The organism is Leifsonia sp. HAY1-4F (assembly GCF_056755275.1).
Window position 1 is genome coordinate 1 of record NZ_JBNDHX010000212.1, and the last position, 445, is coordinate 445.

The following is a 445-nucleotide window of genomic DNA, read 5'->3' on the forward strand; positions in this document are numbered from 1 at the left end:
GGCCAGGTAGAACTCGCGAAGAACCAGTGGGATGGTGAAGGAGTGATCGGCGAGGGCGTCGTCCAGTTCGTCGGGCGTGAGGCCGTCTTCTTCCTGCCATTCATCCTCGAGATACTTTGGGACCAGCGCGCGGAACTTCTCGAGGAACATGTCAGTCATGCTCTTATCCTAGCTAATCCCGGGCACCCGAAATTGCGCCCCCACCGGTACCGGCACGGTGCCATCCCCGGACAGCCAATGGCACATACCAGCTGCGTCGCCAGGCCGTCACCCGGAAGGCGAAAACAACACCGGCAATGACACAGGCCGTGAGTCCCGTGAAGAGCCCAAGGTGCCACATCAACGTGGTCAAGCCCGCCCCCACGAAGGCAGGCAGCGCATAGATATCGCGGTTGTTGAACAGCGTTGGGATTTCATTGGCCGTGATGTCTGTCTCTTATACACA

The 445-nt window shown here is 59.3% G+C and carries 1 pseudogene; it reads right to left on the bottom strand.

What is annotated here, in order from left to right:
- Positions 1 to 172 precede the first annotated feature (172 nt).
- Positions 173 to 430: pseudogene (locus ACPYOG_RS19250) on the bottom strand (trimeric intracellular cation channel family protein); the annotation flags it as partial.
- Positions 431 to 445: the final 15 nt, after the last annotated feature.